This window comes from Cytobacillus sp. FSL W8-0315 (assembly GCF_038002905.1).
Taxonomy (GTDB): Bacteria; Bacillota; Bacilli; order Bacillales; family Cytobacillaceae; genus Cytobacillus; species Cytobacillus pseudoceanisediminis.
In genome coordinates this window covers 4,276,389-4,302,070 of record NZ_JBBOOC010000001.1, presented here as the reverse complement: position 1 = coordinate 4,302,070, position 25,682 = coordinate 4,276,389, and the positions used below count along the sequence as shown (strand labels likewise).

The following is a 25,682-nucleotide window of genomic DNA, read 5'->3' as shown; positions in this document are numbered from 1 at the left end:
AAAACCTCCGAGCGTCCGAGCGGAGGTTTTATTTTATCAGGAAGGAATATCTAATAGCTATACTTCTGTTTATGCTAATATGGTATTATTGTCTATATTGCTAACTATTCTGGGGGAAGATAGGATGAAGAAAGAATTTGCTGTTATCGGACTTGGACGTTTTGGAGGAAGCATCTGCCATGCTCTGGCTGAAGAAGGAATGGAAGTAATGGCGATTGATGTAAATGAAGACCGGGTGAACGAATTCGCGAAAATCGCTTCACACGCAGTGGTTGGCGATACCACGGATGAATCCGTTATCAAGAGTTTGGGAATACGCAATTTTGACCATGTTATCGTAGCAATTGGCGATAATATTCAAGCCTCCATCCTGACGACTTTAATTTTAAAAGAGGTAGGAGTTAAAAAAATTACGGTTAAAGCTCAAAATGATTATCATGCAAAGGTATTGAGGAAAATAGGGGCAGATCATGTTGTTCATCCTGAACGGGATATGGGCAGAAGAATAGCCCATAGTATCGTTTCAAATAATGTTCTGGATTATCTGGAACTATCAGATGAGCATAGCATAGTAGAAATTGTTGCTAATGAAAAACTTGCTGGCCATAGCATTATTGATCTTGATATCCGTGCAAAGTACGGAATCAACATTGTTGCCATCAAAAGAAAAAATGAAATTATTGTGTCTCCGCAGGCGAATGAAAAAATACAATTTGACGACATCCTTATAGTTATTGGAGCAGACGTAGATATCAACCGTTTTGAAAAGAAAGTGATGTCTTAATTTGAAAAAGGCTGTATCTCTTACTAGAGAGATACAGCCTTTTTTTCTTATACTAAATACATTATAGATCCACACGAGCCCATGAAGGTTATTAAACTTCCATGATAATCGGTAAAATCATTGGACGGCGCTTTGTTTTTTCATAAAGGAAGGGTGCAAGTGTGTCAGTGATTTCATTCTTGATTTCTGACCATTGAGTTGTTCTGCGTTCCATAACTTTGCTTAAGTGTTTTGTAATGAGTGCCTGTGCATCATTGATTAAATCTCCGGATTCCCTCATGTAGACGAATCCGCGGGAAATTAAGTCAGGGCCAGCAGCAATTTTGAAATCCTTCATATTGATGCTCACTACGACAACCACTAAACCTTCTTCAGATAGAATGCGGCGGTCCCGTAAAACGATATTTCCGATATCACCAATTCCGCTTCCGTCAATATAAACAGAACCAGACGGTATTTTACCTGCTACTTGAGCAGAATCTTCGCTCAGGGCCAGGACTTCACCATTATCCATGATGAAGCAGTTTTCTTCATCTACTCCACAATCCACAGCTAATTTGGCATGCATTTTCTGCATTCTGTATTCACCATGAATCGGCATGAAGAATTTTGGCTTAATTAAACGAAGCATTAGTTTTTGTTCTTCCTGGCCGCCATGACCGGATGTATGAATATCGCTTAATTTGCCATAAATGACTTCTGCACCTGCACGGGAAAGTCTGTCAATAGTTCTACTGACACTAATTGTGTTCCCGGGAATGGGTGAGGAAGAGAATACAACAGTGTCGCCAGGAATGATTTGGATCTGGCGATGCGTTCCGTTAGCAATTCTTGATAGGGCTGCCATTGGCTCTCCCTGGCTTCCTGTACATAGGATTGTCACCTGGTTGGCTGGAAGTCTATTAATTTGATGGGCATCAATAAAGGTGTCTTTTGGTGCCTGAATATAACCCAATTCCTGTCCGATATTTATAGCTGCTTCCATGCTTCTTCCAAAAACAGCAATCTTTCGGCCATTCGTGACGGCCGCTTCAGTCACCTGCTGAAGACGGTGAATATTAGAAGCGAAAGTGGCAAAGATAATCCGTCCTTCAACTTTGCGGAAGATGTCATGTATGCTGTCGCCAACTCGGCGTTCAGACATGGTGAATTCAGGTATTTCACTGTTTGTGCTGTCAGAAAGCAGACAAAGGACGCCTTCCTTTCCGATTTCAGCCATTTTTGTCAAGTTGGCCGGCTCTCCCACAGGAGTGAAGTCGAATTTGAAGTCCCCAGTGTGAACAACTTGTCCAGGCGGCGTTTTAACAACGATGCCATATGAATCAGGGATACTGTGAGTCGTCCGGAAAAAAGTCACAGAAGTTTTCCGGAATTTAATGATATCGTCTTCCTTGATTTCATGAAGAGTGGTTTGTCTCAAGAGTCCGTGTTCTTCAAGTTTGTTTCTTAGTAGGCCAAGGGCCAGCTTTCCGCCGTAGACAGGGATGTTAACTTCTCTTAGGAGATATGGAATTCCACCGATATGGTCTTCGTGCCCATGAGTGATAAATAATCCCTTAATCTTATCTTCATTTTTCACTAAGTAAGTGTAATCAGGAATAACATAATCGATTCCAAGTAGCTCGTCCTCAGGGAATTTAATTCCAGCATCAATCAGGATAATTTCATCCTGGAATTGGACAGCGTAAGTATTTTTTCCGATTTCACCCAGTCCGCCCAGGGCAAAAACGGCTGTTTGATCATTTTTAACAAATTTCATAAATTACTCAATCTCCAATACTTTAAAGTCTTCATTTTGTCTTTCGTATTCCAGGAATTCTCCTTGGACAGATGTTACAAATTCAATATTATAGTTGCGGTCAGCCAGCTTTAAGCGAACGTCTCTCTCAGAATCGCCTTCCACAAAAATGGTTTTTGTTTTTTCTCTAACCGGTACCTCTGTCTTAGAATCCTGATAATATACCTTGAAAATCATTTCTATCTCTCCTTAATCCGATAAAAAACTTTTATCTAATATATAAAATAATAACATGTATTACATGTTTTTTCCTGCCGGATATGAATAATAAATTCTTCTCAGTGCTAATATGCTCCCGAATCTATGTAAAAAAGTATACTGATAACCAATTTACAATAAGGAAGGAGCCCTTCGCAAGTTTGAAGGGCTCAAATTTGTCAGGCAATTGATTTTTTTCGAAGCATTTCATTCCACTGTTTTAAAAGCTTCTTTCTCAGCTTCTTTAACATAGTGGATCAACTCCTTACTTTCTATTTTAAACGATCCTTGTCCAAAGTAAAGGCAGCAAGGACGTTTTAAACAGATTTTTGTAAATAATGAGGTCTCTTTTAATAACTGTCTAGCGCAGGGAGCCTACCGCCTTGAGTTGTCAAGGGGCGGGGCAGGCGCATCTGCTTTTCTTAATTATATTATATGGTAAAATAGTTAAATCTCTCATGGGTAAAAATGGAAATGTTGTCTGTTAATAGCATGGAAATTGACTTTTTAACTTTATGGGTTTAGTGTTTTATTACGATAAATCATGTCATAGCAGCCAGTAAAAAAACGCTTGAAAGGAAGTTAATTTTAAAATGAAAAAGATTGTTTTCTTTGATATAGATGGGACCTTATTGGATCACGATAAAAACTTGCCGGACAGTACGAGAGAGGCAATCGGCAAGCTGAAAAAGAACGGAACTTTCGTGGCAATTGCCACTGGCAGGGCGCCTTTCATGTTTGAAAGTCTTCGCAGAGAACTTGATATTGATTCATTTGTCAGCTTTAATGGCCAATATGTAGTATTCGAAAACGAACCCATTTATCGTAATCCTCTTAAATCATCTGAGATTGAAAAGCTATATCTTCATGCACAGTCAAATGGGCATCCATTGGTGTTTATGAATGAGAAAACGATGAAATCCACAGTACACCACCATGCATTTATTGAAAAAAGCATGGGCAGCTTAAAGTTTCCGCATCCTGAGGAAGATCGTGAGTTTTACAGCGGAAGGGAATTGTATCAATCGCTCCTGTTCTGCGAGGAAAAAGATGAGGAAAAGTATATTTCTTCTTCTATATATCCTGATTTTGGCTTTATCAGATGGCATCCATACTCTGTTGATGTTTTGCCTGCAGGCGGTTCTAAAGCTGAGGGAATAAAACAAATGATTAAAAGGCTTGGGTTTGATTTGAAGGATGTATACGCGTTTGGAGATGGACTAAATGATATAGAGATGCTAAACGCTGTAGGAACCGGAATAGCAATGGGCAACGCAGAAGATGTGGTTAAGAAGGCTGCAGACCATGTAACCTCCGGTGTTGACGATGAAGGAATTTGGAAGGGGCTAAAGGAACATCAATTAATATAGGAAATGAAGGAAAGCATCCGAGTAATTAGCTGGAGGCTTTCCTTTTGTCATGCTATGGATCAGCAAGCTACCGCTCTATAGCAATTGCATTTTCAATTGGATGAAACGGATTTTGTTTATTAATGTGATCGTAAAACATGATTCCGTTCAGATGATCAATTTCGTGCTGAAATACAATGGCTGGCAGCCCTTTGAGCTTGAGTTTTACTTCATTGCCCTGCAAATCAGTACCTTTTACTGTCACTTTTGCATATCTGGGTACAAAACCGGGTATGGATTCATCAACAGATAAACAGCCTTCTCCTTCAGCCAGATAAGAAAGCTGCACAGAATGACTAATGATCTTAGGGTTGAAGAGAGCATAACTGTATAGATCCTGGTTATAGGTTACATGAACAGCGATCATCCGCCTGGAAACATTAATTTGAGGAGCAGCTAAACCAATGCCTGCCCTTAAGCCATATTTTGCAGAAAGCTCTGGATCCTGGCTGTTTTTTACATATTCCATCATTTCTTTTAAGATTTGTATTTCTTCTGCAGATGGTGGCATGTTCACTTCCGCGGCAATTTTCCTTAAAGTTGGGTGGCCGTCGCGAATAATATCTTTCATGCTCAGCATGATTATCACTCCCGCTAAGTAATAAAGAATAGAAAAATGGCTAAATTATTGGCAAGAAGATCAAATGACATAGCCAAAAAAACCATGAGTCTATTTAATTATATTCAGTCTATCAGAGCGGGGCAAAAAAGTTAATAAGAGAAGGCGCCTTTGGCACCTTCCCAAATAATTAAAACTTCCAGCAAGCGCAGCCAACTATGATTAAGAGAATGAATAATACTACTATTAACGCAAAACCTCTGCCGCAGCCGGCTCCTGCTACTGGATATCCGCATCCAAAACCGTAACCGCCATATCCGTACATGAAGGATAACCTCCCTAAAGTAAGATTATCGTCCATTTTTTTGAATTGCCGCATCGGACGATTAATATAGCCTATGTTTTTAATGATGTTTGGTGTAGGCCTATGCCCAAGTCATAAAGGAAAAATGGAGTGAATAGATTTAAATTATACTTGTAATGAGGACAAGCTTCTGCAATGATGCGAAGAGTGTCAAACCAAAGGGCTATTGTCAAACCGGGCAGGTACCTTTATAGTTAAAAATGTTATAAGTAAGGAGGTTTCAAGGTGTTGATTTTGAACAAAAGTAGACTGCTGCTTGTTTTTATCATAGGGGCTTTCATCCTCACAGGCTGTATGAACAGTCCGGATCCCGAGGAAAAAATATATGATGTGCTGGAGAGTGTTGTAGCTAAAGAAAAGGATTTTGAAAAGCAGCAGGAACCGCTCGTGAAGCTGGAGAAAAGAGAAAAGGAATTATACGATAAAATTATCAACCTGGGAATGAAGGATTTCGAGGAAATTAAAAAGCTGTCTGATGAAGCTTCCGCCATTGTGGATCAGCGGGTAGCTCACATGGAGAAAGAGCAGGAAAGCATCCAGGCGTCGAAAAAAGAATTTGAGACATTATCTCCGACCATAGAGGAGATAGAGGATCAAAAATTGAAAGATAAAGCTAAAGAGCTGTATGAGATCATGATGGAAAGGTATAAAATCCATGATGCTCTTTACAAGGATTATTCTAAAGCGACTCAATTAGATGAAGAGTTGTATGCCATGTTTAAAAAGGAGGATCTTACTCTAGAACAGCTGGAAGGCCAAGTGAGCAAAATAAATGATATGTATGAAAAGATACTGGCTTCAAATAAACAGTTCAATGAAAAAACAAAAGAGTATAACGAAGCCAAACTGGATTTCTATAAAGAAGCAGGACTTGAAATAAAAACAGAAGGATAATATTAATGCCGGCATATTAATGCCCGGCATTTTTTTGCTTTTGCTATTCTTAAAAGCAATTGAATGAGAGGAAATGCCGCTCGGGATGAATCCGCTTTCTTTTTGAGGGCGGTACTTTTTATTTTAAAATAATGACGGGAGGGTTTTCTTTACTATAACACATCGAAATATAATAGTTTTTTATAGTACAGATGCGATTCAGTCGATAATACAGTTTTGATTATCAATAAAAAATATAAAAAGTATGGAAACTGTGAAAAACAAAAAGCAAGGTAATTGACTAAGGTCTTGGAGGTGTATTAAACTAAATCTCGTAATTAATTCTGTATCAATTATGTTGCAAAATAAATTGATACAGAATATGATAGTTAAAGATGAACAGAAAGACGTTTTTTTAGAAGTGATCTGTGGAACACTATTTAAAAGTATGCATATGGCAGAAACGAATGTTCTGCTTTTTAGAGATGCTTAATAAAACATGCCGGAAAGAGAAAACTTTTTGCCTTTGGAAAGAGTATCTAATATGGCTTCGTTTTGGGTAACCTAATTTTTGTGTATAAAACTCTATAAACGTCTTTTTATGAAAGGAAAGGGTGACTGATATGGCTTCTAAAACAAAGAAGGCACAATTCGATGCTAAAAAACAGCTCGAAACAGTTGAAGAACAGTTCCAAACTCTACAAATTTTAAACGAAGAAGGCAAGGTTGTTAATGAATCAGCAATGCCTGACTTAAGCGACGAGCAGCTTCAGGAATTAATGCGCCGTATGGTTTATACTCGCATTCTTGATCAGCGATCCATTTCACTTAACAGACAAGGCCGCTTGGGCTTCTATGCTCCTACTGCCGGACAGGAAGCTTCTCAGCTAGCATCTCATTTTGCATTGGAGAAAGAAGATTTCATTCTTCCAGGATATCGTGATGTTCCTCAAATCATTTGGCACGGCCTTCCGTTATACCAGGCTTTCCTATGGTCCCGCGGACACTTTGAAGGCGGAAACATCCCTGAAGGTGTAAATGTCATTTCACCTCAGATTATCATTGGAGCTCAATATATTCAGACTGCAGGGGTTGCCCTTGGAATGAAGAAGCGCGGCGAAAAGAAGGTTGCCATCACTTATACTGGAGACGGCGGTGCTTCACAAGGTGACTTCTATGAAGGCATCAACTTTGCAGGAGCATTCAAAGCACCTGCTATCTTCATTGTTCAGAATAACCGCTTTGCAATCTCTACTCCAGTAGAAAAACAATCAGCAGCAAAAACAATTGCACAAAAAGCAGTGGCTGCCGGAATTCCTGGAATTCAGGTTGATGGTATGGATCCTCTTGCTGTCTATGCAGCTGTTCGCGAAGCGCGTGAACGTGCATTGAATGGTGAAGGTCCTACACTAATCGAAACTTTGACTTACCGCTACGGACCACACACAATGGCCGGTGACGATCCAACGCGTTACCGTACTTCTGACCTGGATAATGAATGGGAAAAGAAAGATCCGCTTGTTCGTTTCCGCAAGTTCCTTGAGGATAAGGGCATCTGGAATGAAGACATGGAAAACGAAGTAATAGAACAAGCAAAAGAAGATATTAAAGAAGCTATTAAAAAGGCTGATGATACACCTAAACAAAAGGTTACTGACCTTATGAACATTATGTATGAAGAAATGCCTTATAACCTAAAAGAACAGTATGAAATATACAAAGAAAAGGAGTCGAAGTAAGCCATGGCGCAAATGACAATGATTCAGGCAATTACTGATGCTCTTCGCACAGAATTGCGCAACGATCCGAATGTATTGGTATTCGGTGAAGATGTGGGCGTAAACGGCGGCGTTTTCCGTGCTACCGAAGGCCTTCAAAAAGAGTTCGGCGAAGAGCGTGTATTTGATACACCTCTAGCTGAATCCGGAATCGGCGGTCTGGCAGTCGGTCTTGGTTTACAAGGCTACCGTCCGGTGCCTGAAATCCAATTCTTTGGATTCGTCTATGAAGTAATGGATTCTATTTCCGGCCAGCTGGCACGCATGCGTTACCGTTCCGGCGGAAGATATAATTCACCAGTTACAATCCGTTCACCATTCGGGGGAGGGGTACATACTCCTGAAATGCATGCTGACAGCCTGGAAGGCTTAATGGCTCAACAGCCTGGGCTAAAGGTTGTGATTCCGTCAACTCCTTATGATGCAAAGGGACTGCTTATCTGTGCAATTCGCGATAACGATCCTGTTATCTTCCTTGAGCATATGAAATTGTACCGTTCTTTCCGTCAGGAAGTGCCTGAAGAAGAATATACAATTCCTCTTGGTAAAGCAGAAGTTAAACGTGAAGGTTCCGACCTGACTATTGTGACTTACGGAGCAATGGTTCATGAATCTCTAAAAGCGGCTGAAGAGCTTGAAAAAGAAGGAAAATCTGCAGAAGTTATCGACTTGCGTACAGTTGCTCCTATTGATATTGAAACAATTATTGCTTCTGTTGAAAAGACAGGAAGAGCAATTGTTGTTCAAGAAGCACAAAAGCAGGCTGGTATTGCAGCAAGTGTCGTTGCAGAAATCAATGATCGTGCTATTCTCAGCCTGGAAGCACCAGTTCTGCGTGTAGCTGCTCCAGATACTGTTTTTGCTTTCCCGCAAGCTGAAACTGTTTGGCTTCCAAACTATAAAGATGTTATTGAAACAGCTAAAAAAGTTCTTGAATTTTAATCGCATTTAACTGATGACACAAGGGGGGAAATATCCCCCTGACGTGTTTTATAATGAACGATCGAAATAATAGGAGGGTGAATTCCATTGGCATTCCAATTTAGATTGCCTGATATCGGTGAAGGTATCCATGAAGGTGAAATCGTCAAGTGGTTTGTAAAGCCAGGTGACGAAGTACAAGAAGATGACGTGCTTTGTGAAGTTCAAAACGATAAAGCGGTTGTTGAGATTCCTTCCCCAGTTAAAGGTAAAGTTGAAGAAATCCTTGTTGAAGAAGGTACAGTTGCAACTGTAGGTCAAGTATTGATTACTTTTGATGCTCCTGGTTATGAAGACCTTAAATTCAAGGGAGATCATGAAGATGAGGCTCCTAAAGAAGAAAAAACAGAAGCGCAAGTTCAGGCAACTGCTGAAGCTGGCCAGGATTTGAAGAAGGAAGAAGCTCCTGCTCAAGATGCACCAAAAGAAGGAGTAGTTATTTCTGAGACGGAAGTAGATCCTAATCGCCGTATTATTGCTATGCCGTCTGTTAGAAAATACGCTCGTGACAAAGGTGTAGATATTCGCCAGGTAGCTGGAAGCGGCAAAAATGGACGCATTCAGAAAGATGATATTGATGCATTCCTGAATGGCGGAGCAAAAGCTGCTGAAGCCACTGCTAAAGAAGACGCACCAAAAGCTGAAGCAAGAGAAACTGCACCTGCAGCTGCACAGGCGATTCCTGCTGGACAATATCCAGAAACTCGCGAGAAAATGAGCGGAATCCGTAAAGCAATTGCAAAAGCTATGGTAAACTCTAAGCATACAGCTCCACACGTAACATTAATGGATGAAATTGATGTTACGAAACTTGTTGCACACCGCAAGAAGTTTAAAGAAGTTGCAGCTAATAAAGGAATTAAGCTTACATTCCTTCCTTATGTGGTAAAAGCATTAACAAGTGCATTGCGTGAATTCCCAGCACTAAACACTTCAATCGATGATGCAGCAGGTGAAATCATCCATAAGCATTACTACAATATCGGTATTGCAGCGGATACTGAAAAAGGTCTTCTTGTGCCAGTTGTTAAGGATGCAGACCGCAAGTCGACATTTGCCATTTCTAATGAAATCAATGAGCTGGCTGGTAAAGCCCGTGATGGCAAGCTTGCTCCAGATGAAATGAAGGGGGCTTCATGCACAATTACAAATATTGGTTCTGCCGGCGGTCAATGGTTTACTCCGGTTATCAATCATCCAGAGGTTGCCATTCTTGGAATTGGCCGTATTGCTGAAAAGCCAGTAGTGAAGGACGGAGAAATTGTTGCTGCTCCAGTATTGGCATTGTCACTAAGCTTTGACCACAGAATTATTGATGGAGCAACTGCACAAAATGCATTAAATCACATCAAGCGTTTACTGAACGATCCAGAACTATTGTTAATGGAGGCGTAATAACAAATGGTAGTAGGAGATTTCCCAATCGAAACAGATACTATAGTCATTGGTGCGGGTCCTGGTGGATATGTTGCAGCGATTCGTGCAGCACAGCTTGGACAGAAAGTAACAATCGTAGAAAAAGCTAATATGGGCGGTGTTTGCTTAAACGTTGGATGTATTCCTTCAAAGGCTTTAATCGCAGCAGGCCACCGCTATGAAAATGCAAAGCACTCAGATGTAATGGGTATTACAGCTGAAAATGTAAAAGTTGACTTTACAAAAGTACAAGAATTTAAATCCGGTGTAGTTAATAAGCTTACTGGAGGAGTAGAAGGTCTTTTAAAGGGCAATAAAGTTGACATCGTACGCGGGGAAGCTTATTTCGTTGATGCGAATACCCTTCGTGTAATGGATGATAATTCGGCACAAACTTATACATTTAAAAATGCAATCATTGCTACAGGATCGCGTCCAATAGAATTGCCAACGTTTAAATTCTCTAAACGAGTTCTTGATTCAACAGGTGCACTGGCACTTCAAGAGATTCCAGAGAAAATCGTCGTTATTGGCGGCGGTGTTATTGGAATCGAACTTGGCGGAGCTTATGCGAATTTTGGTTCTCAAGTAACGGTTCTTGAGGGTGCGGATGATATCCTTGTCGGTTTTGAGAAGCAAATGACATCACTTGTTAAACGGAACTTAAAGAAAAAAGGCGTTGAATTCATTACGAAGGCACTTGCTAAAGGTGTTGAAGAGAATGAAAATGGAGTTACCGTTAAGTTTGAAGAAAAAGGCGAAGAGAAATCTCTTGATGCAGATTATGTATTTGTAATGGTTGGAAGACGTCCAAATACAGACGAACTGGGCTTAGAACAAGCCGGCATTAAGATGACTGAACGCGGTGTTATTGAAATCGATAAACAATGCCGTACGAATGTAAGCAATATTTATGCAATTGGTGATATTGTTGCAGGTCCTCAATTGGCTCATAAAGCTTCTTACGAAGGCAAGATTGCTGCAGAAGCAATTGCAGGCCATAACGCAGAAATTGATTACTTAGCAATCCCGGCTGTGGTATTCTCTGAACCTGAATTGGCTTCTGTAGGATATACTGAGCAGCAGGCTAAAGAAGAAGGAATCGAAGTAACGACAGCGAAGTTCCCATTCGCAGCAAATGGCCGTGCCCTTGCACTTGATTCCACTGACGGCTTTTTAAAGCTAGTGACACGCAAAGAGGATGGCCTTGTAATCGGTGCGCAAATCGCTGGTGCAAGTGCATCTGATATGATTGCTGAGCTTGGATTGGCTATTGAAGCAGGTATGACTGCAGAAGATCTTGCCATGACTATTCATGCTCATCCAACATTGGGTGAAATCACAATGGAAGCAGCAGAAGTTGCTATTGGAAGCCCAATTCACATTGTAAAATAATTAAAAAAATCCTCCCTGCCAGGGGAGGATTTTTTTGTATATGATGACTATTTTTCGTCTTTTTCATCCATTGCATCAGCAAGCGGATGAATGATCTTCTCTTTAGGTACCGTGCCATTAATTTCTACAATCACTTTATCTTGATAGACCAGCAGCATGGCAGGGCAGTTTTCTACATTATAATTGCTTATATGGCTGGATTCAGATGCTGTTATGATTTTCATATTCTTGATCAGATCCGGATAGCTTCTCTTTAATTCGATGATGGCATCATAATAGGATATTTCCTGTTCATATTGTTTTTTATCCGTGAAAAAAATGAGCTGTTTAACACTATCGTCTATCTTCAGCTCTTTTTTTACTTCCTTATGATTGCATGAAGAGGTTACAAACAAGAGTGCAGTAATTAAGATCAGCGGCAGACCTTTCATCATTTTGCCCTCACTTTATTATAAATTCCACCGTATGACATAAGATTGTTTTATCTAAAGCAGTATAGAAGTCTCGGTGATTTTCCAGTCTTCTGACAGTTGATGAGCAATTCATAATAATCTCCTAATATTTATGAGTATTTTATCATATAGTGAAAGAAAATTTTGGCTTGTCATTCAAATGTTACAGAAATGAAAAATAAGAATATCCTTTTCAACATATATTACATACACAAGTGTTTCTTCTATTAAAAAAGCGGGTAAGGATTAAAAAATTTGGTGGTGGAGTGCATGAAGATTTATACAGCTCTTTTGCTGCAGATGTTAATTTGGAGCGGATATACTTTTATTGAATGGCTGTCAAAATATGACCAGCTCATATATAAAGTCATTATGTTTTTTGTTTTTTTTTATTTGGCAATAAACATTGGAAATTGGGTAATTAAGTCTGCAAAAAAAACATTTATGGTAACTGTTATGAGCTTAAGCTTATATGCATCTTTCCATTTTGCAATGTCCTACCTGTCCCATTGGTAAAGATAAGTATAAGGATAAAAAAATCGGCACCTTTTTTAGGTGCCGATTTTTTATTTGGCTTTATCAGCTGTTTTTTTCAGGATGTCCTCTTCTTTAAACGATTTAACCAGCGATGCCACAATTAGAAGCATAATGATGGTAAAAGGGAGTGCAGCTATAATGGAAGCTCTTTGGAGAGCTTCAAGACCTCCTGTCCATAAAAGGATGGCTGCAGATGCTGATTGAATAATGCCCCAGACAAATTTCACTTTTCCCGGAGGGTTCAGGCTTCCGTTAGTCGTCTGCATGCCAAGAACAAAAGTAGCTGAGTCTGCAGAAGTAATAAAGAATGTACTGATTAAGAAAATAGCCATTGAGCTAAGAACAGTGCTGAAAGGGAAGTTATCAAACACAGTAAATAGTGCTACCTCCATTCCCTGCTGCTCGATTGTTTCAAAGATAGGCTTCGCCTCGAAGAATTCAAGGTATATACCTGTTCCTCCAAAAACAGAGAACCAAAGGGCTCCAAATAGGGTTGGAACAGCAAGCACACCAATGACGAATTCTCTTATTGTCCTTCCACGGGATATTCTTGCTATGAACGTACCGACAAATGGCGCCCAGGCAATCCACCATGCCCAATAAAAAATGGTCCAATCCTGAAACCATGTCAGCTCCTGATCAAAAGGGCTGAGCCTGAAGCTCATGGATGGAAGGTTTTGAATATAAGACCCAATTGTCGTTGTGAACAGGTCCATAATAAAGTTAGATGGACCTACAAACAGCAGAAATAATAATAAGGATATTGCTAAGATAATATTTAAGTTACTTAAATACTTTATTCCCTTGTTTAATCCGGTTTGGGCTGAAAACATAAACAAGACCGTCACAACGACAATAATAATTAATTGAGTGTTGAAATTATTACCGATACTGTCGAATATTCCAGAAAGTCCTCCGGAAATCTGAATGGCACCCAGACCTAATGATGTTGCAACTCCGAAAACAGTAGCAAAGACGGCAATAAAATCAATTAATACGCCCAGCGGCCCGTCCACTTTGCTTCCTAAAATTGGCCTCAAAATGGAGCTGATAACTCCCGGTGCTCCTTTTCTGAACTGGAAATACGCCAATGCAAGCCCAATGACAGTATAAATAGCCCATGGATGAAGACCCCAATGGAAAAAGGAGTACCTCATGGCAGCCCTGGCTGCTTCAGGTGTCTGTCCTTCGAGAAAAGGGGGGGCATAAAAGTGATACATAGGTTCCGACACTCCCCAAAAAACCAGGCCTATTCCCATCCCGGCACTAAAGAGCATGGCAAACCATGATAAATAGCTATATTCGGGCCTATCTGCATCCTTGCCCAGACGAATATTGCCGTATTTGCTGAATGCTAATAGGATAGAAAAAATTAAAAAGATAGAAGCTGATAAAAGGTAAAACCAGCCGAACTTCTCCAATATGAATCCTTGAACAGATGCTGTAACAGAATCAAGATTGCCTTTTGGCAGTATAGTCTTTGGGACAAGTCCCCATAAAATAAAAATTGCTGTGAATATGACTGAAACCGTAAATACTGGTGTCAGTTTCTTCATCAAATCCCTCCAAATCTTATTATAATGAACGTAAATAAAATAATTCCGTAAAACTCCCAATCCTAAAAAATGCAGGAAAATAAGAATTCCGCATTCCTGACAGTTATAGCTTGATTTTTAAAGCATTTTGAAGCTCAGCAGGGGAGAGCAGCTTCCCGAAAAAGATCGACTATGTAAAATCTAAAGGATGTATAGATCCTCACAGAAATTCTAAATTTTACTTTTTGAATGTTCAAAACGGATCTATTTCGGGTAAAATCAGTAGGTAATGGTAAGGTGTCAAAAAGGGGGACAACTCCTTTAAAAGGCCATTTCACATACTAACACTAATTGGAGTGAGATTAAAGGGATATGCACTGTAGGGGGGGCAATATGAAAATAACGGGGCTTATCATAGGTGTTTTTTTTCTAATGATTTTGTCTTCTTGCACGGATCTTACTGCGGTTGAAAAGCCATCAGAATTGGAAAAAGAAGAGTATAAGCAAGAAGAAAATAATTCGGATGACCATTCCAAAGTTCATGAATCAAAATTGCAGAAGAACAAGGGAGATGACGAAAGAGAGCCTAAAGAAGAGGCAGTATCCTTATCAGAGCCGCAATACAAGATAAATGCAAGTAATTGGACAGTAGAACCAATGAATCATGCAAACTCAAAGGTTGTATTACTGACTATTGACGATGCTCCAGATAAAAATGCATTGGAGATGGCCAGGATCTTAAAAAAACTTTCAGCACCTGCAATCTTCTTTGTTAATGGACACTTCATTGATACTCCGGAAGAAGCAGAAGTTTTGAAGGCAATTCACGAACTTGGTTTTGCTATCGGTAATCACACATACAGCCACTACAACTTAAAAACCTTATCCGAGGCACAGCAATATAATGAGATTGTTAGTCTTAATGATCGAGTAGAAGAGATTATCGGAGAGAGGCCAAAATTCTTCCGGGCACCATTTGGATCCATTTCAGACTACAGCCGAAAGGTTGCTAAGGATGAAAACATGATTCTCATGAATTGGACATACGGATATGACTGGGAAAAGGAATATCAATCAAAAGAAGCTTTGGCAGATATAATGATTAATTCACCCTTTTTAGTGAATGGTGCAAACTTATTGATGCATGATAGGCAATGGACAAAAGAAGCATTAGAGGATATTGTGAAAGGGTTGCGGAATAAAGGATTTACACCTGTCGATCCTGCTCAGATCAGCCAGGAAATAGAATGAGAACAGCAGCTGCTGTTCTCAACGTTTTTTATAAATAATTATTTTCTTTTATAATAGTACATGATTCTTCCATTGAAGAGATGCAATTCACCTTGCAGCTTTTTAGCAAGAAATTTGCAAAATTCATTAGCTTTACCTTTATCTCCAAAAGTTGCAGTTTCCGGCAATGTAACCTGTATGTAGGCCTGCTCCCGTTCAGAGCCGTCTTCCTCAATAACTTTTTCTTTATCAATGCCAAGCAATATGGCATTATATCGGTCATGGTCTGAATATAGGTAAAACCAGGTTCCTTTTGCTTCAGGCTTCTCTTTAATCTCATAAGGAAAAGCGGCATCATTATATTCCCATTTAATCTGTCTGCCTGTTTTGCCTGTAATATCCTTATAATATAAGAAAAGTTCTTTAAGCTCTTCTGTTGAAATATTTTCCTTAGCTGATGAAGGAACCAGCTTGATAAAAGAATTAGCCGCCAACATCTTTCCCCCCATTATCCCCATAATTATGGTAATGAACATCTTCCTTCATTCTAGCATTAGATAAAATCTTATGACAACTTAAAATAGTAAGGTAAATTTAAATTACTTGTCAAAGCGCCTAAAATAAATTATAATAATATTCTAAATATTTATTTAAAAGGGAGGTATTTTATGGATTATTTTGAGAAGCTCTATGATGAGCATGAAAACGTGAATGTCCGTTTTGTTGGATTTACCACCGAGTCAACACGGTATGATTTTGGAATTGTTTATACAAACCTCTTCTTTTCTAAGCCTCTGGTTATTTGTATGCAGACCGGCCGCTCCACTCTCCTTGACCCAAAAGATCTCGAAGACATCGAATACTTGCAAAAGGCATTTAAGCTTGATTTATATGAACAGGCAGCTGATTTAAGCGAGTTTTTCATAGAAGCGATCCCTGGTGCACGTTTCGAAGAACAATACGATTAAACAAAAAAAACAGGCCGAATTGGTCTGTTTTTTTTTATTATGTCATACTATTAATAAAGGTTTATAAATGTTGTCAACGTAAATACCAATAAAAAACAATAATTATGTTATACAATTAGGCTTGATAATTTAATAATGTTATATTATTATTGATTTATAGATAAAGCGCTTTCAAATGATTCTAAAACTCATTGAAAAGGAGAATGAAAAGATGGGTACAATCGTATGCCAGGCTTGCAATTCAACTATTGATCACTTTGAGGATGAAAAAGTAACAGTACTATATTCAAAAAAATGCAATTGCTGTGATGGAGAAAAAACAGAAAATACAAAAAATAATCGTTAATAATAAAAAGAGCCTTTCCTAAAATGGAAGGCTCTTTTGCATTATCTGATGGCCCGGTGCTCTTCAATGACACGAAGATACTTGAAGTCGTAATCTTCCGGCCCTTGAACTGGAAGTCCCGCTTCCATATTCGTTTTAATATAACGCAGGTTTTCCTTAGTAATGATTTCTCCTGGAATAAATATAGGTATTCCGGGAGGATAAACCATAATGAATTCGGCGATAATTCTTCCTTCTGATTCGTCAAATGGAACCAGTTCTGTGTCAGCATAAAATGCGTCACGGGGAGTAAGCGATAAAACGGGAATATCAGGCAGCAGCACTTGAGTTTCAAGCTTTTCAGTATTTCCTTTACGCTCATTAGCGAGTTCGGCAAGAGCGGAAACTAAAATATCAGCTTCTCTTTCCGTGTCACCGGGGGTAACAATGCAAAGGATATTATATAAATCGGACATTTCTACTTCAATATTATGATGTTCCCGAAGCCAATTTTCCACATCGAAACCATTCATGCCAAGTTCTTTGACAGAAATAATCAATTTGGTCGGATCGTAGTCATGCGCCGCTTTTGTTTCCAGTATTTCTTCACCGACACAATATAGCCGGTCAATTTCATTGATGCGGCGGCGAATGGACTGGGCCAAATCAATAGTCTTTTGAATGAGTTCCTTTCCTTCAGTGGCAAGACGTTTTCTGGCAACATCCAATGAGGCAAGCAGTAAATAAGAAGTGGAAGTTGTTGTCAGCATGCTTAAAATGGATTGTACCCTTTTGGCAGAAACAAGATTCCCTTTCATATTTAAGATTGAACTTTGTGTCATGGACCCGCCCAGTTTGTGGACTGATGTTGCTGCTAAATCAGCTCCGGCCTGCATGGCGGATAATGGAAGCTCGTCATGGAAGTGAATATGCACACCATGGGCTTCGTCCACAAGGACAGGCACATTGTATGAATGGGCTATTTCAACAATTTTTTTTAGATCGGCAGAAATACCGAAATAGGTAGGATTAATTACTAATACCCCTTTGGCATCCGGATGAAGTTCCAGGGCTTTCGAGACGGATTCAGTTGTTATTCCGTGAGATATTCCCAAGTTTTCATCAATTTCAGGATGTATAAAAATAGGGGTTGCCCCTGAAAACACAATTGCAGACATGACGGACTTATGAACATTCCTCGGAACAATGATTTTATCCCCTGGCCCGCAGACAGCCATAACCATGGTCATGATGGCTCCGCTCGTTCCTTGTACAGAGAAGAATGTTCTATCCGCCCCAAAGGCCTCTGCTGCAAGATCCTGTGCTTCTTTTATAATGCCTTTGGGCTGATGAAGATCATCAAGAGGACCAATGTTAATCAGGTCAATAGCGAGTGCATTATCACCTATATATTCCCTGAATTCCGGATCAATCCCGGCACCTTTTTTGTGGCCGGGTATATGAAATTGTACCGGATCCTTTTTTGCGTGTGCAAGCAAACCGCTGAACAGCGGTGTTTTGTATTGAGACAACTTATTCCCACACCTCTTTAAAATAATATTTCAATATACTCATGCTGTTATAAAACATTTGCATTATAGCATTATTCAATCCCTTTGCATAGAAAGTTTTATTGCATACTGATTCTGTTAATGCCTGTCTAGTTTCCGTCCCTAGGGAGGAAAGACCTGCCAATTCCTTCCGGAAGGAAAGAATACCTCCTCGCATGGCTCGTCTTGTGATTGCCGTCCGTCCCTGAGCAGTCGCCTGCTATTTCGGTTTGCCATTAGTTTTAGAAGTTAACAGGAATTTAAACCTTGCAAATAGAAATAAAAGTTAGGAAGAAATGGAGGTTATATAAATGAACTGGAACACACGTGTGACAGAATTATTGAAAATTAAATATCCAATTATACAGGGCGGTCTTGCCCATCTTGCCTATTCAGATTTGGCTGCAGCTGTTTCAAATGCCGGAGGATTAGGGCAGGTTACCGCAATGTCTCTCAGCAGCCCGGAAAAACTTAGAGATGAGATACAAAAGGTGAAGAAATTGACAGACAAGCCGTTCGGGGTTAATTTTGCTATTGGACAGCATGGAAGGCCATTTTCTCACTACCTGGATGTTGCGATTGAAGAAGAAGTCCCTGTTATTTCTATGACAGGGGGAAATCCTGCTCCTATATTTGATCAATTAAAGGGTGTAAATGTTAAGAAACTTGTACTTGTGGCGGCAAAACGGCAGGCGGTAAAGGCGGAGGAACTTGGGGCCGATGCTGTGATGGTTGTCGGTCAGGAAGGCGGCGGACATTTAGGCAGGGATGATATTGGAACCTTCGTTCTTGTACCTCAGGTGGCTGATGCTGTATCAATTCCTGTTATAGCCTCAGGAGGAATCGGAGACGGCAGGGGCCTGATGGCAGCATTAAGTCTTGGCGCAGAGGGTATTGAGATGGGGACAAGATTTGTTGCAACAAAAGAATGCGTACATGCTTCTGAATTATATAAAAATCGTTTAGTCGAAGGCACAGAAAATGACACAGTAGTCATAAAAAGAACTATAGGAGCACCCGCAAGGGTTATCGCTAACTCATGGTCGGAAAAAATACTCGATATCGAAAAACAAAACGGCGGCTATGAGCAGTTAAAAGACTACATTAGCGGGAATGCTAATAAAAAATATATATATGAAGGGAAAGACCATGAAGGATTTGCATGGGCTGGACAAGTTATGGGATTAATTAAGGATATCCCGTCTGTTGAGGAATTATTCCAGCGGATCATTGCAGATGGAGAATCAATCAGAGGGAAATGGATTAAATAATTATGATAAAATAATGTGACAAAGCACCATGAATTATCATAAATGAGGTGAAGTGAAATGGAATATCAATACCCGATTGACCTGGATTGGTCAACAGAAGAAATAGTTGACGTCATCAAATATTTTGAAAGCATTGAAATGGCATACGAAAAAGGAATTGAGCGAGAACAATTCATGAATGCATATAGACGCTTTAAGGAAATTGTTCCGGGAAAAGCCCAGGAGAAAAACATCTGTGATGAATTTGAAGAACAAAGCGGCTATTCCTCTTACCGGACAGTTAAATTGGCCAAAGAACTTTCACCTGGGGATAAAGTAAGAATGCAGAAATAGACTTGGTAAAAAAACAAACCTTCAAATTGAAGGTTTGTTTTTTTTTGAGCTGCCTGATCCACGTTATGCGAAACATGTTTATGCCATTTTGTATAAGGGTAATAAATTTCTAAATACAGATTCAGCTTTTTCAATAAACTGATCAGGTGACATGAGAACGGCATCTTCTCGAGAAATTTGATAGCCGCAAAGAATTTCAGCTTTTTTAACATTTTGCAGGCGCTGAAACATGGATCTCAATTCTTCTTTGGAAAGTTCATTATGCATAACAGCATCTGGTTTTGTGTGATCGCCGGACCAGACATAATCTTTGGGTATTTCTTTATAAAATTTATCCAGGCTGTTCTCAAAAGACTTGCCTGCGGCAGCTTTATTCGGTGCTTCATAGATGATGGCAAACCAGATGAATACATGCGTTTCCCATAAACCTATCTGGAAATGAGGAAGCATTTTGTATCCCCTTGCATTGCCTGCAAATGCGACCCAAGTATCATTTGGCGGATTCTTTGTTCTTCTGGCATGCTTAGCAACATGAGGGAACATTTCATCTCCGGACAGGTTTGAGAGAGAGGGTGCAAAATGGCGTCCCAACTCTTCTAACTTAGGCCTAATAACAGATTTTAACCTGTCCATTCTTTCATCAAGTCCATCTATTTTAAAGACATCGAAATCATCGTTTGTGAAACCAGGAAAAGACATAAGCTAACCTCCTATATGCTTTGTCAAATATTGTAGCATAACCTCGAACAATCGAAAAATTTTAAGCTTTAAAGAAGAGGCTAAATAAAGTTTTAGGTTATCGCACAAATTAGTTGCAACTGAGAATTGTCCTTCATATGATAATAGTAAAAATAATCAGAAAATTAAACACTATTGGAAGGGGTGTACTGTCTAATGAAACAACTTATGAATACAGTGAAGAAGAAAAATGGTGATAGGGAAAGAACAGCGGTCTTAAGGCTGGAAATGGATTATGAGTTAGCTACTTTGTTTGATGCCATGTCAGAAAGGAATGAAGATCTCCAGAAACAATCAAAACTAAAGCTTGAAAAAATCAGGCAGGAACTTCTCAGATTAAAAGCACTTTAAGATTAATTGTGACTAAAGGAGATAAGGCAGAAAAAATGCAAAAGAAAAGAAAGAATAATTAGAAACGGACTCCCTGATTACATGAGGAGTTCGTTTATTATTTTGGCAATTGTTTTTTACTGCAAATGATAACCCGCATCATAGGAGAGTATATAACTTGAAGAACCTTGCTAATTCATTTAAGCTAGTTATATTTTAATGATATACTAAGCGGAGGGCTGACCAATGACAAATTGGAGTGAAATTCATACATATGCCAAAGCCTTGATTAGAGAGGCCGGCGAGAATATTAAAAATTCTTTCAGCAAAACGTTGACCATCACCACCAAGTCAAATGCAAACGATTTAGTGACAGATATAGATCAGGAAACAGAACAATTCTTCATAAAAAAAATTAATGAAAAATATCCCGGCCATCGAATCCTTGGTGAAGAGGGTTTCGGGGATAAGCTAAGTGATATGGAAGGAATTGTCTGGATTATTGATCCAATTGACGGAACGATGAATTTTGTCCATCAGCAAAGAAACTTTGCCATATCAGTAGGCATTTATGAAAATGGAAAAGGGAAAATTGGATTAATTTACGATGTAGTCCATGATGAGTTATATCATTGCATGAAGGGACAGGGTGTTTTCATGAATGATTTGGAACTTCCGCCATTAAAGGAAACGGAAGTATCAAAGGCAATAATCGGACTGAATGCTACATGGGTTACGGAAAATAGAAGAATTGATCCATCACTCCTGGCTCCTCTTGTTAGAAATGCAAGAGGAACTCGATCCTATGGTTCAGCTGCAATTGAAATGGCATATATTGCATCCGGGAGGGTTGATGCATACATAACAATGCGTCTGGCTCCATGGGATTTCGCCGCAGGTGTGATCATGATCGAGGAATTGGGAGGAATTGCAACAACCGTTAAAGGTGATCCGCTGAACTATCTTGAAAACAATTCTGTTTTTGTCTCTAAGCCAGGGCTTCATCAGGAAATTATGAAAGAATACTTAAAAAATGGCAATTGGTAATTTATCGAGCAGCAGCGTCACACATGCAGACTTGACATTTTTTTTAGAGATCATCAAGGATAGTGCTGCTTGGGAAGAAGAAGAGAAAAGCGGGCATAACCTAATGGAATATATGGCCAGGTATCAGAAATTGAATGGTGAGTGGAGAATTTGGAGGCTTGATGGAGAACGGATAGCCGTCACATTCCATGTGAATTCATCTCCTTCTAACGGGAAACCATGGCTCGGTACGATTCTGGTTAAGAACAGTATTCGCAGGAAAGGAATCGGTACTAAGATTATCGAGCAGTTGGCCGCAGAATTAAAGGAAAAAGGAGAAAAGTCTTTCTTTGCGGGTGTTCCTGAAAACCGGCAAAATTGGATATATTTTTTAGCTGACGCCGGTTTTGAGCAATTCAAAATGGAGGCTTCTCCTGATGAAAAAGAATTCTTAATAATGGTCTGTCCATTAATTTGAAAAAGCTGCAGCGCAGAGCTGCAGCTTTTATGCCGTTTCTATAATAAACCGTCTTCCCTCATTTTCTTCTTTGTTTTAAAACCGTATCCCATTACAAAAATTAAAGCAATGATGGCAATAATCATGCCTATAATGCTTCTTTCAGCTACAGCAACGCCTATGCCCATCATGCATAGAGCTGCGCCAATCGCAAAGGCTAATAAAGGCCACTTGATTTTGTCCATAAATTTTTTCCACTCCCAAGCGGATTATTTTAAGTAAATACTGGCGAAAAATATGTAAAGAGAATAAAAATAAAAAGCATACATGAGGAATAAATCCTTTTCTACATTATTTTACACAAAAAGCTTTTAGGTTTCTATAGTAATTGTGATATAATGTATCAGTTGTGAAAAATGTTAAAAAGTGATTCAGTTTTTATAAATAGGAGGAAATCTTTTGAAATTAAGAGAAGATATTCGAAATATTGCAATTATAGCCCACGTTGACCATGGTAAAACAACATTGGTTGACGAGCTTTTAAAACAGTCCGGGACTTTCCGTTCAAATGAGCATGTGGAAGAGCGCGCGATGGATTCAAATGATCTGGAAAGAGAACGCGGTATTACGATCTTAGCTAAAAACACTGCAGTTAAATATAAAGATACAAGGATTAACATTCTGGATACGCCTGGCCACGCAGATTTTGGCGGTGAAGTAGAACGTATCATGAAAATGGTTGATGGTGTCTTATTAGTAGTTGATGCATATGAAGGGTGTATGCCTCAAACGCGTTTCGTACTCAAAAAGGCTTTGGAGCAAAAATTAACACCAATCGTAGTAGTAAATAAAATTGACAAGGAATCTGCCCGCCCAACAGAAGTTGTTGATGAGGTTATCGATTTATTTATCGAACTTGGTGCAGACGAAGACCAGCTTGAATTTCCGGTCATATACGCTTCAGCTATTGCTGGGACTGCAAGTACTACTCCTGATAAACAGGATGATGATATGCATTCGGTTTATGAAGCAATTATTGACCACATACCAGCACCTGCTGATAATCGTGAAGAGCCGCTCCAATTCCAGGTTGCCCTTTTAGATTACAATGATTATGTGGGAAGAATCGGTATTGGCCGTGTATTCCGTGGAACAATCAAGGTCGGCCAGCAAGTTGCTTTAATGAAGCTTGATGGTTCGGTCAAGCAATTCCGCGTTACAAAAATCTTTGGATTCTTCGGGCTTAAGCGCGAGGAAATTCAAGAAGCATTTCCTGGAGATCTGATCGCTGTTTCCGGAATGGAGGACATCAACGTTGGAGAAACCATCTGTCCTGTCGAGCATCAGGAAGCACTTCCTGTTCTAAGAATAGATGAGCCAACATTGCAAATGACTTTCGTTGTAAATAACAGCCCATTTGCAGGAAGAGAAGGAAAGTATATTACAGCCAGAAAAGTTGAAGAAAGATTGCGTGCCCAGCTTGAGACAGATGTGAGTCTTCGTGTCGAAAATACAGATTCACCTGACGCTTGGGTTGTATCTGGACGTGGAGAACTTCATTTATCAATCCTCATTGAAAATATGCGCCGTGAAGGTTTTGAATTACAGGTTTCCAAGCCTGAAGTAATTATTAGAGAGATTGATGGTGTTCGCTGCGAACCGGTAGAACGTGTTCAAATTGATGTGCCAGAGGATAATACCGGCTCAATCATTGAATCAATGGGTACACGTAAAGGTGAAATGCTTGATATGGTCAATAACGGAAATGGCCAAGTGCGACTAACATTCAACGTCCCAGCCCGCGGACTAATTGGCTACTCCACAGAATTTATGACGCTTACTCGCGGATATGGTATTATCAATCACACATTTGACAGCTACCAGCCTGAAATTAAAGGACAAATCGGAGGCAGAAGCAAGGGTGTGCTTGTTTCCATGGAAAGCGGAAAGTCATCCACATATGGTATTATGCAAGTAGAGGATAGAGGTACCATTTTCGTTGAACCAGGTACTGAAATCTATGAAGGAATGATAGTTGGAGAGCATACTCGCGAAAATGACCTTACTGTCAATATCACTAAAGTGAAGCATGCAACCAACATCCGTTCTGCTAATAAGGATCAAACGAATGTAATTAAAAAGCCGCGCATTTTGACTCTTGAAGAAGCTCTTGAATATTTGAATGATGATGAGCTGCTTGAAGTAACACCTGAGTCAATCAGACTGCGCAAAAAAATTCTTGATAAAAATGAACGTGAAAGAATGGCCAAAAAGAAGAAATACGCTGAAACTAACTAAGGCTAAGAAGGGGAGGAGAGAAGGATATGGATGTTTCACAGCGCCTTTCTTTTTTCGCTGCTTTGTTCAAAGTCCATGAGAATCCCACAACTGGAATGTGGCTTCTATATATAACAATTGTTCTACTATCCATACTGGTTTTTAAATTAGGTTTTGCCAAGAAACTTCCTATAATAAAATCAGCTGTTATATATACCTTCTTGATTTTAGGATGTACCGTGCTTACATTTCTTGGGGTATTCCTTCCTGTAGCAGAAGGTCTTGTTGTGGCTGCGTTAATCTTGATTATCTATAAAATCCGCCTTCACCAGGAAAAGAAAGAACAGGCAAAGGCGGAATAACCGGGAGAGGCTGAGATGAAATCTTTGCAGGATTCACTGTATAACTGGTTAACGATAAAAATTGTCTGTGATAAACGTCCGGATGATACAGCAGCAGCAGACACAGAAAAAATGTTTTTTGACATTCTTTCAGAAGAGCATAAGATTTCTGATATCGAAGTTGAGAAAGATGATCTAATGTACTTTGTGCATTATTCTAAGGATAAAGAACGGAAAAAGAGCCGTTTTCCCCGTGAATTAATAGAAGTGATGCTTAATCAGATTCAAAATGAACCAGAAAAGTATGTGAATTATCCAGAGGATTAAGAAAAGCCGTCCCTATAGGGACGGCTTTTTTATAGTTTAGGAATTTATAAAATATACAGGACGTGGCGGTTTTAGTTGAACTTCAGCTGATCAAGGCGCTTCCGCTTTTATTCTGCTCTTCATGATCGGTGTTGCCCGATTTACCATTCTTCCTCCTGGACTTTGCTTCGGTAGAGCTTAAAGTTTCCGGTATCTGCTCTTTCTTGAGTTTTTTCGGTAATTCTTGTTTCACATGGTTTGCACATATATGTGTGAATAGGGCGGTTTCGAAGCCGTTTAGCCTGTAAGGACTCGTTTTCAATTGATTCGATTTTATCACAAAGTACACATTTTACTCGCATAGGACACCTCATATTGTTTTTGCTGTTGTTAATACCATTATAGTATAAGTTAAGGATTGATTCGAATGCTTTAACGGCAAATTAAAATT

30 protein-coding genes are annotated in these 25,682 nt (G+C 39.5%); 19 read left to right on the top strand and 11 right to left on the bottom strand.

The window, feature by feature from the left end:
- Nucleotides 1–124: 124 nt before the first annotated feature.
- On the top strand, nt 125–784 hold the full coding sequence (locus MKY20_RS22070; RefSeq protein WP_009330988.1) for a potassium channel family protein: 660 nt from the start codon (nt 125–127) through the stop codon (nt 782–784).
- 91 nt (nt 785–875) lie between these two features.
- Here MKY20_RS22070 and rnjA read toward each other — a convergent pair whose 3' ends face one another.
- Nucleotides 876–2,543 (bottom strand): ribonuclease J1, encoded by a 1,668-nt coding sequence (gene rnjA, locus MKY20_RS22065; protein WP_009330987.1) that lies wholly within the window; start codon nt 2,541–2,543, stop codon nt 876–878.
- A 3-nt stretch (nt 2,544–2,546) separates the two neighbouring features.
- Entirely contained in the window at nt 2,547–2,759 is a 213-nt protein-coding gene (locus MKY20_RS22060) for a DNA-dependent RNA polymerase subunit epsilon (RefSeq protein WP_009330986.1), read from the bottom strand.
- Nucleotides 2,760–3,373: 614 nt separating this feature from the next.
- Here MKY20_RS22060 and MKY20_RS22055 point away from each other — a divergent pair.
- Nucleotides 3,374–4,150 carry a Cof-type HAD-IIB family hydrolase gene (locus MKY20_RS22055; protein WP_009330985.1) on the top strand — a complete coding sequence of 259 codons (777 nt, stop codon included), beginning with the start codon at nt 3,374–3,376 and terminating at the stop codon, nt 4,148–4,150.
- A gap of 67 nt (nt 4,151–4,217) precedes the next feature.
- Here the strand turns inward: MKY20_RS22055 and def are convergent, their stop codons facing one another.
- Complete coding sequence (gene def, locus MKY20_RS22050) at nt 4,218–4,769, bottom strand: peptide deformylase (protein WP_009330984.1); 552 nt, start codon at nt 4,767–4,769, stop codon at nt 4,218–4,220.
- Between the two features lie 169 nt (nt 4,770–4,938).
- Nucleotides 4,939–5,073, bottom strand: coding sequence for a YjcZ family sporulation protein (locus MKY20_RS22045; RefSeq protein WP_019381671.1), 135 nt, complete (start codon nt 5,071–5,073; stop codon nt 4,939–4,941).
- A gap of 264 nt (nt 5,074–5,337) precedes the next feature.
- Between MKY20_RS22045 and MKY20_RS22040 the strand changes: the two genes are divergently transcribed.
- From MKY20_RS22040 to lpdA, 5 genes are all read left to right on the top strand, one after another.
- Nucleotides 5,338–6,006, top strand: coding sequence for a YkyA family protein (locus MKY20_RS22040; protein WP_019381672.1), 669 nt, complete (start codon nt 5,338–5,340; stop codon nt 6,004–6,006).
- A 602-nt stretch (nt 6,007–6,608) separates the two neighbouring features.
- Nucleotides 6,609–7,724 (top strand): pyruvate dehydrogenase (acetyl-transferring) E1 component subunit alpha, encoded by a 1,116-nt coding sequence (gene pdhA, locus MKY20_RS22035; RefSeq protein WP_009330982.1) that lies wholly within the window; start codon nt 6,609–6,611, stop codon nt 7,722–7,724.
- A 3-nt stretch (nt 7,725–7,727) separates the two neighbouring features.
- Nucleotides 7,728–8,705 (top strand): alpha-ketoacid dehydrogenase subunit beta, encoded by a 978-nt coding sequence (locus MKY20_RS22030; protein ID WP_341003000.1) that lies wholly within the window; start codon nt 7,728–7,730, stop codon nt 8,703–8,705.
- Between the two features lie 87 nt (nt 8,706–8,792).
- Complete coding sequence (locus tag MKY20_RS22025) at nt 8,793–10,139, top strand: dihydrolipoamide acetyltransferase family protein (RefSeq protein ID WP_009330980.1); 1,347 nt, start codon at nt 8,793–8,795, stop codon at nt 10,137–10,139.
- Nucleotides 10,140–10,145: 6 nt separating this feature from the next.
- On the top strand, nt 10,146–11,555 hold the full coding sequence (gene lpdA / locus MKY20_RS22020; protein WP_009330979.1) for a dihydrolipoyl dehydrogenase: 1,410 nt from the start codon (nt 10,146–10,148) through the stop codon (nt 11,553–11,555).
- Nucleotides 11,556–11,602: 47 nt separating this feature from the next.
- On the opposite strand, the gene MKY20_RS22015 is transcribed toward lpdA, so the two are convergent.
- Nucleotides 11,603–11,989 (bottom strand): hypothetical protein, encoded by a 387-nt coding sequence (locus MKY20_RS22015; RefSeq protein ID WP_009330978.1) that lies wholly within the window; start codon nt 11,987–11,989, stop codon nt 11,603–11,605.
- 288 nt (nt 11,990–12,277) lie between these two features.
- Here MKY20_RS22015 and MKY20_RS22010 point away from each other — a divergent pair, with 288 nt between their 5' ends.
- Nucleotides 12,278–12,523 (top strand): hypothetical protein, encoded by a 246-nt coding sequence (locus tag MKY20_RS22010; RefSeq protein ID WP_009330977.1) that lies wholly within the window; start codon nt 12,278–12,280, stop codon nt 12,521–12,523.
- Between the two features lie 50 nt (nt 12,524–12,573).
- Here MKY20_RS22010 and MKY20_RS22005 read toward each other — a convergent pair whose 3' ends face one another.
- Nucleotides 12,574–14,100, bottom strand: coding sequence for a glycine betaine uptake BCCT transporter (locus tag MKY20_RS22005; protein ID WP_019381674.1), 1,527 nt, complete (start codon nt 14,098–14,100; stop codon nt 12,574–12,576).
- A gap of 372 nt (nt 14,101–14,472) precedes the next feature.
- Here MKY20_RS22005 and MKY20_RS22000 point away from each other — a divergent pair, with 372 nt between their 5' ends.
- Complete coding sequence (locus MKY20_RS22000; RefSeq protein WP_251266705.1) at nt 14,473–15,330, top strand: polysaccharide deacetylase family protein; 858 nt, start codon at nt 14,473–14,475, stop codon at nt 15,328–15,330.
- Nucleotides 15,331–15,368: 38 nt separating this feature from the next.
- On the opposite strand, the gene MKY20_RS21995 is transcribed toward MKY20_RS22000, so the two are convergent.
- A complete protein-coding gene (locus tag MKY20_RS21995; RefSeq protein ID WP_251175671.1) occupies nt 15,369–15,806 on the bottom strand; it encodes a DUF1885 family protein in 438 nt (145 codons plus the stop codon).
- A gap of 171 nt (nt 15,807–15,977) precedes the next feature.
- Here MKY20_RS21995 and MKY20_RS21990 point away from each other — a divergent pair, with 171 nt between their 5' ends.
- Together MKY20_RS21990 and MKY20_RS21985 are read left to right on the top strand one after the other, a co-directional pair.
- Nucleotides 15,978–16,277, top strand: coding sequence for a DUF3055 domain-containing protein (locus MKY20_RS21990; RefSeq protein ID WP_009330973.1), 300 nt, complete (start codon nt 15,978–15,980; stop codon nt 16,275–16,277).
- A 211-nt stretch (nt 16,278–16,488) separates the two neighbouring features.
- Nucleotides 16,489–16,623, top strand: coding sequence for a GapA-binding peptide SR1P (locus MKY20_RS21985; protein WP_019381676.1), 135 nt, complete (start codon nt 16,489–16,491; stop codon nt 16,621–16,623).
- Nucleotides 16,624–16,664: 41 nt separating this feature from the next.
- Here MKY20_RS21985 and MKY20_RS21980 read toward each other — a convergent pair whose 3' ends face one another.
- Complete coding sequence (locus MKY20_RS21980) at nt 16,665–18,134, bottom strand: aminotransferase class I/II-fold pyridoxal phosphate-dependent enzyme (protein ID WP_009330971.1); 1,470 nt, start codon at nt 18,132–18,134, stop codon at nt 16,665–16,667.
- A 329-nt stretch (nt 18,135–18,463) separates the two neighbouring features.
- On the opposite strand from MKY20_RS21980, the gene MKY20_RS21975 reads away from it, so the two are divergent.
- Both MKY20_RS21975 and MKY20_RS21970 read left to right on the top strand, forming a co-directional pair.
- Nucleotides 18,464–19,423, top strand: coding sequence for an NAD(P)H-dependent flavin oxidoreductase (locus MKY20_RS21975; protein ID WP_009330969.1), 960 nt, complete (start codon nt 18,464–18,466; stop codon nt 19,421–19,423).
- Nucleotides 19,424–19,480: 57 nt separating this feature from the next.
- Complete coding sequence (locus MKY20_RS21970; protein ID WP_019381677.1) at nt 19,481–19,756, top strand: UPF0223 family protein; 276 nt, start codon at nt 19,481–19,483, stop codon at nt 19,754–19,756.
- A gap of 78 nt (nt 19,757–19,834) precedes the next feature.
- Here the strand turns inward: MKY20_RS21970 and MKY20_RS21965 are convergent, their stop codons facing one another.
- On the bottom strand, nt 19,835–20,455 hold the full coding sequence (locus MKY20_RS21965) for a YktB family protein (protein WP_009330967.1): 621 nt from the start codon (nt 20,453–20,455) through the stop codon (nt 19,835–19,837).
- Nucleotides 20,456–20,650: 195 nt separating this feature from the next.
- Between MKY20_RS21965 and MKY20_RS21960 the strand changes: the two genes are divergently transcribed.
- The 3 genes from MKY20_RS21960 (at nt 20,651) to MKY20_RS21950 (ending at nt 22,328) form a co-directional block, all read left to right on the top strand.
- Nucleotides 20,651–20,845 (top strand): hypothetical protein, encoded by a 195-nt coding sequence (locus MKY20_RS21960; protein ID WP_009330966.1) that lies wholly within the window; start codon nt 20,651–20,653, stop codon nt 20,843–20,845.
- Between the two features lie 225 nt (nt 20,846–21,070).
- Nucleotides 21,071–21,871 carry an inositol monophosphatase family protein gene (locus MKY20_RS21955; protein WP_009330965.1) on the top strand — a complete coding sequence of 267 codons (801 nt, stop codon included), beginning with the start codon at nt 21,071–21,073 and terminating at the stop codon, nt 21,869–21,871.
- The gene (locus MKY20_RS21950; protein WP_019381678.1) at nt 21,858–22,328 is read left to right on the top strand and encodes a GNAT family N-acetyltransferase; all 471 of its coding nucleotides are present in this window, start codon (nt 21,858–21,860) and stop codon (nt 22,326–22,328) included. Before MKY20_RS21955 ends, MKY20_RS21950 begins: the two co-directional genes overlap by 14 nt.
- Nucleotides 22,329–22,366: 38 nt before the next feature.
- Here MKY20_RS21950 and MKY20_RS21945 read toward each other — a convergent pair whose 3' ends face one another.
- Nucleotides 22,367–22,552 carry a YlaF family protein gene (locus tag MKY20_RS21945; RefSeq protein WP_019381679.1) on the bottom strand — a complete coding sequence of 62 codons (186 nt, stop codon included), beginning with the start codon at nt 22,550–22,552 and terminating at the stop codon, nt 22,367–22,369.
- A 214-nt stretch (nt 22,553–22,766) separates the two neighbouring features.
- Here MKY20_RS21945 and typA point away from each other — a divergent pair, with 214 nt between their 5' ends.
- Genes typA through MKY20_RS21930 form a run of 3 tightly spaced genes read left to right on the top strand, consistent with a single transcriptional unit; the run spans nt 22,767 to nt 25,252 of the window.
- Nucleotides 22,767–24,605: a translational GTPase TypA gene (gene typA / locus MKY20_RS21940; RefSeq protein ID WP_009330962.1), complete on the top strand. Its 1,839-nt coding sequence runs from the start codon at nt 22,767–22,769 to the stop codon at nt 24,603–24,605.
- Between the two features lie 26 nt (nt 24,606–24,631).
- Complete coding sequence (locus tag MKY20_RS21935) at nt 24,632–24,946, top strand: YlaH-like family protein (RefSeq protein WP_009330961.1); 315 nt, start codon at nt 24,632–24,634, stop codon at nt 24,944–24,946.
- A gap of 15 nt (nt 24,947–24,961) precedes the next feature.
- Nucleotides 24,962–25,252, top strand: a complete 291-nt coding sequence (locus MKY20_RS21930) for a hypothetical protein (RefSeq protein WP_009330960.1) — start codon at nt 24,962–24,964, stop codon at nt 25,250–25,252.
- Between the two features lie 140 nt (nt 25,253–25,392).
- On the opposite strand, the gene MKY20_RS21925 is transcribed toward MKY20_RS21930, so the two are convergent.
- On the bottom strand, nt 25,393–25,593 hold the full coding sequence (locus tag MKY20_RS21925; RefSeq protein WP_009330956.1) for a YlaI family protein: 201 nt from the start codon (nt 25,591–25,593) through the stop codon (nt 25,393–25,395).
- Nucleotides 25,594–25,682 lie beyond the last annotated feature (89 nt).